Source organism: Fusibacter sp., from assembly GCF_057447755.1.
Map to the genome: position 1 here is coordinate 1 of NZ_JBVBZF010000127.1, position 9,750 is coordinate 9,750.

The window sequence follows — 9,750 nt, forward strand, 5'->3', positions numbered from 1 at the left end:
CATAAAAGCAGATTCTGAAGAATCCAGTCAAAATGCATCCAAGATGTATGCTTCAGTAAAAACAAGAATTGAAGAGGCCATGGAGAATGCAAAACAAGTTAATAAGATAAATGAACTTCTAGAGAGCATATTGAAGATTACGGCACAGACAAATATGTTGGCCTTGAATGCATCAATTGAAGCCGCTAGAGCTGGAGATGCAGGAAAGGGCTTTGCAGTTGTCGCTGGCGAAGTTGGTAAACTTGCAGAAGCTTCAGCAAGTCTCGTTGAAAACATTAAAGTTACCGTTGAATTTATCCAAGATTCGGTGGGCATTTTAATTAAGGATTCAAGTGAAATGTTGGATTTCATCGATCAAACCGTATTGGTTGATTATGATAAACTCAATAATATTGGGGACCAATATAGCAATGATGCCTCTGAGTTTAACAGTATTATGATGGAACTTAGTGCAATTTCAGAAGAACTTACAAGTTCGATGGAAACCATTGCTGAAAATGTAAAAGAGGTTCAGTTTGCCACTGAACAAGAGGCAAATGAAGTTGAAAATATCTTGAACATCACAAAAGAAGTTTCTCAAAGAACAGAATCGGTTAACGAAATCTTGAAATCCAATATCAGCATGATTGAGAATTTGGATCAGATGATTAATCAATTTAAATTTTAAGCATAAGTCAACTTAAAACTAAGTAGCTACATTTTATATAAAAACATATAAAATGTAGCTATTTTGATGTTTTCTGAACATTATGGAATTTTCAGATAACTCTGTTTCATTATTGTAAAAATTCAATTATAATGATGGAAATAGAGAGGGGGATTTTCATGTATCAATATCCATATATTAGTATAAAGAAAGCACATTTGACTCATAATGCAAATTATATACTAAAAAAATGTCAACAAGAAAATGTGAAGGTCACAGGGGTCATAAAGGGTGTAAATGGCCACAGTGAAATTTCAAAACTTCTTTTAGAAAGTGGTTGTGAAAGCTTGGGAAGCTCTAGAATACCACATCTTAAAAATTTGAAGCGCCAAGGCTTGGAATGTGATATGTGGCTGCTTCGAATTCCAATGCTCTCTGAAGTGAGCGAGCTGGTCAAGTATGTAGATATAAGTTTGAATTCTGAAGGTGTGGTGCTTGAGGCAATCAACAATGCATGCTCGATGCATAAAAGAACACATAAAGTCGTCTTGATGGTGGAACTTGGAGACCTAAGAGAAGGCGTTTTAGATACCAATGAACTCATGGGGCTTGTGGATAAAATTGAAAGTCAATGGCCTTATTTAGAATTGGTTGGGGTGGGCACAAACTTGGGCTGTTATGGCTCTATCAAGCCTACTGTTGATAAAATGAAGGCCTTGGTTGATATCGCAGAAACCATTGAGGCAAAAATCGGAAGACCACTTGAGTATATATCAGGAAGTGCAACGAGTTCATTACCGCTTATTTTTAATAGAGAAATGCCTGAACGCATAAATCATTTAAGAGTGGGTGAAGGCCTTTTACTTAATAAGGATTTGCCTGTCTATCATAATGTCACAATTGAAGACCTATATAAAGACACCATGTTCATCAAGGCAGAAATAATAGAAATTAAAGAAAAGCCAACATATCCCTTTGGAACGATTTCTGTGGATGCCTTTGGTCAAACACCTGAATACAAAGACATTGGGACCCGTAAAAGAGCTATTTTAGCACTGGGACGGCAAGATATCGCTGATCATGAAAAAATAATCCCCTTGGATGAATCAGTTTTCATTTACGGCTGCAGTAGTGATCATTTAATTGTTGACATTACAGATGCTGCAGCTGACTATCAGATTGGAGATAAGTTGACATTTGGCATGTTTTATCAAGTTATGCTCCAAGCATTCTTAAATGAGGATATTCCAAAGATATTCGAATAGCTTTATGTGTTAGACTTGTTGCGTTAGGGTATATTCATAAGAAATCCATTTAAATGAGGTGGCATATGAAGCGGATACGTAAAAGTCTTGCCAATACACTGTCTTTTTTTATAGCGACCATTCTTTTAGCCGTGTTTATTTTAATCGGCTATACGAGTTTTCAGTTTATGACTCAAAAAGTAAGAGACGATTTGCTAGAAAAAACTTATCTACAATCAGAGTCTATTTCCAAGGACGTTTCTAATATATTTGAAAATGCCCAGCTCTATACAAAACAGATGGCCCTAAATAGGGATATCGTAGCATATCTTAAATCGGTCAAGACCAGAGAGGCTATTAGAAACAGTAGTTATTACCCCTTTGTTTATGATTACTTGGTAAAGGTAAAAGAGAGCGACCCCTTACACTTTTTAGCTTGGGTTGCAAACGAAGAAGCCAACTTCTATTTAGACAGTTCAGGAACTGTGCCTGATATAGATTATGAAGTCAGAAAGAGACCCTGGTATGAGGTCGCTGTCAATTCTGACACTGTGGAGTTCACCCCGCCATATGTAGAATGGGACACTGGGAAAACAGTGATATCCTCAATATTGGCCCTTAGAGAAGGGGAGGAAATTTACGGATTTGTGGTTGTGGACATCATGTTGAACACGCTTCCAAGTATTTTTAAGGACGTTTCAATAACCGAAAACGACCATTCATTTCTTGTGACTCAAGAGGGCGATTATGTATATCATGAAGATCTAAGTAAAGTCATGAATTCATCCATCAAGGACCCTGAGGATCCATTAAATCCCTATATTGATTTGATTTTTAAGGAAACAAGTCAACTTGAAACCATCTATTATAACGGAATGCCATATTATCTTAGCAGTTATAGTGTTGATAATAACAAGTGGCAAGTGGTCACCTTAATAGACAAAAACAATATCAATAAATCGCTTTATGGCATTTATTTTCAAATCATATTACTCATGATTCTTGCTTTCATGTTGGGGATTGGCACAATTCACCTTGTGGTTAGAAGACATACCAAGCCCTACAAGCTTCTAGTTTCATTTGCAGAGGATATTGCTTCAGGTGACTATTCAAAGAACATACCTGACCACTATCTTGCTAGAGAAGATGAAATGGGTGAAATTTGTAATTCATTTCAAAGTATTATTACGACCTTTAGAAGAGAAAATGTCGTGCTAGAAGAAAAAATTGCTCAGAAAAACAAAGAACTTGAACAACAATATCAGTATATTTTAGAGACAGAAAAAGCGGCATCGCTCGGTAATTTAGTCGCTGGTGTTGCACATGAGATTAATACACCGCTTGGTGTAGGGATATCTACAACATCTCATATTGATTTGCTCAATCAAAATAATCTTAAGTTGATTGAATCGGGAAATATGACAAAAAATGATTTAATCCAATACTTTAAGGATATTGAAGAAGCCACCCATCTTTTAACCAGTAATTTAAATCGAGCTGCTGATCTCGTCAAAAGCTTTAAAAAAATTGCGGTGGACCAAAGTAGTGAGGTTAGGGTGAAGTTTAATCTCAAGACTACCTTTGAGGATGTTATACTGAGTTTGCGTGGCGAGTATAAAAGGCAACATCACGAAATTGCCCTTGTATGTGAAGACTCTATAGAGCTTGATAGTTTTCCAGGTGCTTACACACAAATTATGACCAATTTGATTATGAATTCAATTCAACATGGGTTCAAAGAAAAAACAAATGGCCATATTAGGATTACCTGCAAGGTTAAGAATAATGTGTTGACGATCCACTATGAAGATGATGGCAAGGGTGTGGCAGAAGAAAATCGTAAAAAGATATTTGATCCATTTTTTACGACCAATCGCCAAAATGGCAACAGCGGACTTGGGATGAACGTCATTTATAACATCATCACACAGACCTTGTCTGGTAAGATATCACTGGAAAGTGAAGAGGGAGACTATACGCGTTTTATCATTGAAATCCCTATTATAGAATAGGGCATATATTAAGAAAAAAATAAATTAAGCTCACTTTCAGGAATCCAATGCCGAAAGTGAGCTTTTTTATGAAGATGATTAAAAGAATCAAAGACAAGTTAAAACTAGTCTGTGTACTCGGTTAAAATTCTTTGGATTTCATCCCTGTCTTTTAGGAAGAGTTCCAATAGGATTGGATCAAAATGTTTACCTGACTCAGAAGCCATGATTTCGAAAACTTCATCAACAGGTAGAGCCTCCTTGTAACATCTTTTACTGACAAGGGCATCAAAGACATCAATAATTGCCATCATCCTTGCATATAGGGGGATATCTGTTCCAGACAGGCCTAGAGGATAGCCTGAGCCATCGAATTTCTCATGGTGATAATAGGCGATGTCTGCTGCCTTTTCAAAAATAGGATGGTCATTTGTCCCCAGGATGCGATAACCAATTTCAGTATGTGTTTTAATGGTTTCAAACTCTTCTTGTGTTAAGCGACCGGGCTTTTTAAGAATCGAATCTGGTATGCCAATCTTGCCTATGTCATGAAGGACGCTGGAAATTCTCAAAAGATCCCATTCCGTTTCAGGGACGTCATAGTGTTTAGCGAGCAATTTCATGAAAACAGAGACACGTTTAACGTGATTTGAGGTTTCATTTGAATGTCTTTCAATGGTTTCGGTCAATGTGAAAATAACATCCTCGTGACTTTTGACAAGGAGTTCGTTTAACTGATAATTTTCAAGTGCCAGTGCATAGTTATTGATGAGCAATTCAATAAGGGCTTTGTCGTAGAGGTCTTTATTGAGCTCTATATAAACATAGTCTCTTAGGGAAGTGATGCCCTTGTTATAAAAAAGAAGACCATTTTCCAGATAAATGATGTTCTGGTTTATTTCAGGAAGATTAGGTAAGAGGGCAACAATAGAACTTAAAGTCTTGACTTCTTGAATGGTGTGATCCACATAGGCCTTGAATTGCCCTATACCTGCAAGGATTTCACCACTTGCCTTAAAGATCAGGCCGTTTTTCTCTATAGGTGTTTCTATTGGTAAATGAAGTGTGTATTTTTGAAAGATAGAAATCTGGGCAAAAATCGACTCTAAAAAGTCCATTAATGATTTGCGCTTAAAGAGGTCACCACTGATTTTGACCAGTTCTTCAAGCGAGCTCTTATTGCGTTCAATCTGCATTAAATCCCGATATGATCTTAAACAGGCATAAATTGTGGTGTAGAGCTTCTGTTTGGTAAGTTCTGTCTTTAACTTATAATCGTTGATATCATAGTCTCTAATGAGGCTTTCTTCAGGTGCATAACCAGGCTGGCCTGTTCTCAGTACAATTCTAACCAGTTTATTTTTTTGCACCTTTCGGATATAATCCACAACTTTTAAACCTGAATTCATTTCTTCCATAACGACATCCAGTAAAAGAACAGCCGCATCTGGGTTTTTGTCCATTATGCGAATGGTTTCAATAGCAGAGTAGGTATGAATGAAGACGAGACCTTCTTCTTCGAATATAAAATCTTTTAATAGAAGTTCTGTTAAGGTATGAATATCTTCATCATCGTCAGATATGATAATTTTATAGGTTTTCTTAACACGAGGCTTTTTTGTGATGTCTTTTGCTAAAAAATCTAAATCAAATTTTTGATCGTCTAAGAAAGGATTGGATTTTGTCATGTGAGCCTCCTTAAAGTCATTTTTCTTTATAATACCCAAAAAAAATAAATAAATACGATATGGACAATAATATTAATAATTTTGAAAAATTATGAGATAAAGGACAAATTATAGGTATATATTTAAGAGTTGTTAATTGACAACAACTCAGAGGGTAAAAATTTGTTATAATCATATGAAGGTATTTTGTTTATGATGTCTAATTTTCCTAATAAGGCTAATATTATGAACTAGGGGGTAGACTATGGATTTGATGGAAATGACGATTCAGCAATATCATCAGGCATTATCACAGGGGACAATGACAACACGTGAGTTGGTAGCGTTTTATTTGGACAGAATAAAGGCTTTTGATCAACAAGGACCAATGTTGAACGCTATTATAATGACAAATCCCAATGCTTTAAATGAGGCAGATCTTCTTGATGCAGATTTAAGGACAAATGGTTTAAAAAAACCCCTACATGGTGTTCCTGTTATTTTGAAAGATAACGTCAATACCAATGATTTACCAACTACTGCAGGGAGTAAGAGTTTGGAGGGGGTCATTCCTGAAAATGATGCTTTTATTACAAAAAAACTCCGAGATGCTGGAGCCATTATCATTGCAAAAGCGAACTTGCACGAGTTTGCCATTTGGGGTGAGACCCTAAGTTCAATATTAGGACAAACCTTAAACCCATATGATTTAACTAGGACGCCTGGTGGTTCAAGTGGCGGTACAGGGGCAGCGATTGCCGCAAACTTTGGACTAGTTGGCATTGGTACGGATACCATAAATTCAGTGAGGTCTCCAGCTTCAGCCAACAGTATTGTCGGTATACGTCCAACCATTGGCTACGTAAGTAGAAGTGGCGTGATTCCTTACTCATATACACAAGATACAGCTGGGCCTATGGCGAGAACGGTGGCAGATGCCGTTAAATTGCTTGAGGTAATCAGAGGTTTTGATATAGAAGATGATGTTACAGCTTGGGGGGCTTCAGCCTTCAAAGAGAGCTTAAGGGCACATCTTGTCAAGGAAGGTCTAAGGCACAAACGCGTGGGCATACTAAATCATTTTTTCGGAAATGCGCCAAAGCATGAAGCGATTAATAAGGCGGTTTATGCAACCATCGATCAGATGCGAGAACATGGTGCTATTATGATTGAGGTGGATGATGTCATTGATTCTGAATATCTTGTAAAAGAGGTCAGTGTCCACTTGTTTGATCTTAAAGACCATCTTAATCTCTATCTTTCTACTTTGCCAAGGGAAGTAGGCGTCCATTCTGTAGCTGAGATTTTAGCATCAGGTAAATACCATCCTGGCATTGAGGCAAACTTGATTAAGGCGTCAGAGTTGTCAACTACAATGCCTGAATATAGAGATCGGATTTTTGAAAGAGAAGTCATTAAGAGACAATTACTGACCATAATGGCTAAATATAATTTGGATGCTGTGGTATATCCCCACCAAAAGCAATTAACTTGTGAGGTTGGTGGATCACAGGATGAGCGCAATGGCGTTCTGGCATCAGTTACTGGCTTCCCGTCAATTTGTGTACCGGCAGGCTTTTCAAGTCAGTCAGAGACAGCCGAAATCGGTGTACCTATCGGAATGGAAATACTGGGAAGACCCTTTAGTGAAAGCGTGTTAATTGAAATTGCTTATGGGCTAGAGGCTCATTGCAAAAATAGAAGAAGACCTAAAAGTGTTGAATAAGCAGGACTTTAAAATGAGGAAATCATAAAGCGTTTTGGATGAAAGGAGAAACAAATGGATAAGGTTGCAGATCATTTGAATTACTTTATAACCAATCACAAGGATATTTATGAGGCATACAGTGAATATGGCAGATTAATTCACGAAGCAGGAGGACCGCTTGACGAAAAAACCCGAGCCCTTATTAAAATTGTTGTCTCTTCAGTGAGTCAGCATGACTATGCGCTAAACACTCATATTAAGAAAGCCATGGCGGTAGGGTGCAATAAGGAAGAAATTGAACATGCAATATTGCTGACTGCACCAACGGTTGGCTTCCCAAATATGATGGAATCACTATTGGTACTGCGATCGTTTTATGAAAAATAATTAAGTTAGAATAATTGGGGGTAATTATGGTGATTTTAATTCTAGTGGTGCTTGTGCTGGTCAATGCCGTCAGTATTTGGTTTTTTAATGGCATAATAGGCATAATCGTCTCTACGGCGGTAATTGTGGGCATATATATGCTTAGAGGGGTTAGTTTTCAAAAAGACCTAAAGGTCATCAGCGATTTAATTAAAGTTTATTCTGAAGGTAATTTTCTCGCTGAAACTGAAGATAAAGTGACCACAAAGCCAGCGAGAGACCTGCTTATGGATTTGCAAAAGCTTCAAATGACAATGAAGGACTGGCTTTATAACATGCTTTCATCTGAAATTGAGCTTGCAAAGTACGCGCAAAATCTATTGGCAAATGCAGATGAGTCCATGAAGCATATGGATTTGATCTCACAGCAAATTGATGAAATAAAAATCAATTCAACAAGGGTTTCAAATGCTTCAATGGAGAATGCATCAATTTCAGAAGAAATGCAGAGCTCCAACGACCAGATGGCCAATGCATCAGAAGATTATATGGAAGTGACTGAGGGGTCTCTTAAAACGATAAAAAGTGGTAAGTCCGTCATAACAACTGCGCTTGAAGGCGTTGATATCATTGAGCAAAAAATGAATACTTCAGTTGAAAAGGTCAATCAATTAGAATCCTTAATGACGGTAATCCAAGAGATGACAAACGGTATTTCTAAAATATCTGAACAGACCAACCTCTTGGCCCTTAATGCGTCTATTGAGTCAGCAAGAGCAGGTGAAGCAGGAAGAGGTTTTGCAGTTGTTGCAAATGAAGTCACCAAGCTTGCAGATGAAAGTTCGCAAATTGCTGAGAACATCAAAAAAGAAATTGGTTCTATGGAGCTAAAAATTAAAGAAGTGGTCTTTGACATGCAAGAGGTGGTCAAGAGTACAGTTCAAATAAAAGACAGTAACATTCATGCTGTGTCAAATCTAGATGAAATGGTAAAAAGCGCTGAAGGTATGCTGGTTTTCATCTCTACGATTTCCCAGAGTATTAAGGAGCAGCTTCAAGCCTCAGAAACATTGGCAAGCAACGTTGAGAGATTGGCAGAGGTAGCGGCAAATTCAGAAAAAGCAACAGTGGAAGCTGATAAAGATATCCAGGTACATCGGGTTAAAACAGATGAAAATGCCATGTTATCCAAAAACATCGAAGATGTCTCTCAGAAGCTGCATTCTTTTGTGGATCGCTTTGATGATGCCATAAACGAGGAACTTTTTAAAGCAGGTGAGGACTTGGCGGCGAGAATGGTCAAGGGTCAAGTAAACAATGCCTACCTTAGCGAGTACTCCAAGAAGACGGGCATTTCAGAATTTTATATCACAGATGAAAAAGGCGTTACAGTCCTTTCCAATAACCCAATGGGTATCGGTTTTACAATCGAAAATGATCCATCCACTCAGGCCTATGTCTTTTACAAAATATTGACGAATCCTAAGGCGAGAGTTGCGCAAAAAATGACAATTAGAGATATCGACGGCAAATACTTTAAATTTGTTGGATTGTCCCGTACTGATCAAGGGGGTATAATCCAGCTAGGTCTTGCGCTTGAGGACATATTAACCTTTAGAGGCAGATATGCGCTTAAATAGTGTGACCTTGATTTTATAGAATGCTTTTGGGTATCAATTCTTTCAGGAGGTTCTATGAAAAATTATACTGTAATTATTATTGGTGGTGGTCCCAGTGGCATTAGCTGCTCCCACCACCTTAAAAAACATAATATAGATCATTTGATTCTAGAGAAAAAGGACATGCTCCAAACCTGGAAGAATGAAAGATGGGATTCTTTTTACTTGGTGACGCCCAATTGGATGACCAACTTACCAGGTGTTGAAGGGCAAATTCCCTACAACAATGAGTTTATGTCTAAGGATCAAATTTATGAGGTTTTAAATGCCTATTTGGAGAATATAGGCCCTGAATATTTGGACCATGTCGATGTTATGGCCGTCAAAAAGGTGAAGGCACATTATGAGGTCAATACGAGTAAGGGGGATTTTACTTGTGAACATGTGATTGTTGCTGCAGGCTTATTCAACAACCCATTTACGCCTGACATCAGTAAAAAGCTGCCAAA

General features: G+C 37.6%; 8 protein-coding genes. 7 read left to right on the forward strand and 1 reads right to left on the reverse strand.

Going from position 1 to position 9,750, the window contains the following annotated elements; all coding sequences use genetic code 11:
* The 3 genes from AC220I_RS13475 to AC220I_RS13485 form a co-directional block, all read left to right on the forward strand.
* Positions 1–667 (forward strand): methyl-accepting chemotaxis protein (locus AC220I_RS13475; RefSeq protein WP_486724367.1); only part of this gene is annotated, 667 nt, incomplete at its 5' end.
* A 158-nt stretch (positions 668–825) separates the two neighbouring features.
* On the forward strand, positions 826–1,911 hold the full coding sequence (locus AC220I_RS13480; protein WP_486724368.1) for an alanine racemase: 1,086 nt from the start codon (positions 826–828) through the stop codon (positions 1,909–1,911).
* A gap of 65 nt (positions 1,912–1,976) precedes the next feature.
* Complete coding sequence (locus tag AC220I_RS13485; RefSeq protein WP_486724369.1) at positions 1,977–3,902, forward strand: sensor histidine kinase; 1,926 nt, start codon at positions 1,977–1,979, stop codon at positions 3,900–3,902.
* Positions 3,903–4,006: 104 nt separating this feature from the next.
* Here the strand turns inward: AC220I_RS13485 and AC220I_RS13490 are convergent, their stop codons facing one another.
* A complete protein-coding gene (locus AC220I_RS13490; RefSeq protein WP_486724370.1) occupies positions 4,007–5,569 on the reverse strand; it encodes an HD domain-containing phosphohydrolase in 1,563 nt (520 codons plus the stop codon).
* Between the two features lie 244 nt (positions 5,570–5,813).
* Between AC220I_RS13490 and AC220I_RS13495 the strand changes: the two genes are divergently transcribed.
* From AC220I_RS13495 to AC220I_RS13510, 4 genes are all read left to right on the forward strand, one after another.
* On the forward strand, positions 5,814–7,274 hold the full coding sequence (locus tag AC220I_RS13495) for an amidase family protein (protein WP_486724371.1): 1,461 nt from the start codon (positions 5,814–5,816) through the stop codon (positions 7,272–7,274).
* A gap of 54 nt (positions 7,275–7,328) precedes the next feature.
* Positions 7,329–7,643 carry a carboxymuconolactone decarboxylase family protein gene (locus tag AC220I_RS13500; protein ID WP_486724372.1) on the forward strand — a complete coding sequence of 105 codons (315 nt, stop codon included), beginning with the start codon at positions 7,329–7,331 and terminating at the stop codon, positions 7,641–7,643.
* A gap of 26 nt (positions 7,644–7,669) precedes the next feature.
* Complete coding sequence (locus AC220I_RS13505) at positions 7,670–9,262, forward strand: methyl-accepting chemotaxis protein (RefSeq protein ID WP_486724373.1); 1,593 nt, start codon at positions 7,670–7,672, stop codon at positions 9,260–9,262.
* A gap of 54 nt (positions 9,263–9,316) precedes the next feature.
* On the forward strand, positions 9,317–9,750 hold a 434-nt coding region (locus AC220I_RS13510), incomplete at its 3' end, for an NAD(P)-binding domain-containing protein (RefSeq protein ID WP_486724374.1).

Excerpts from the sequence above, each read along its gene's own strand:
- AC220I_RS13480 (WP_486724368.1), top strand. The coding sequence starts at position 826 with ATGTATCAATATCCATATATTAGTATAAAGAAAGCACATTTGACTCAT.
- AC220I_RS13485 (WP_486724369.1), top strand. The coding sequence starts at position 1,977 with ATGAAGCGGATACGTAAAAGTCTTGCCAATACACTGTCTTTTTTTATA.
- AC220I_RS13495 (WP_486724371.1), top strand. The coding sequence starts at position 5,814 with ATGGATTTGATGGAAATGACGATTCAGCAATATCATCAGGCATTATCA.
- AC220I_RS13500 (WP_486724372.1), top strand. The coding sequence starts at position 7,329 with ATGGATAAGGTTGCAGATCATTTGAATTACTTTATAACCAATCACAAG.
- AC220I_RS13505 (WP_486724373.1), top strand. The coding sequence starts at position 7,670 with ATGGTGATTTTAATTCTAGTGGTGCTTGTGCTGGTCAATGCCGTCAGT.
- AC220I_RS13490 (WP_486724370.1), bottom strand. The coding sequence starts at position 5,569 with ATGACAAAATCCAATCCTTTCTTAGACGATCAAAAATTTGATTTAGAT.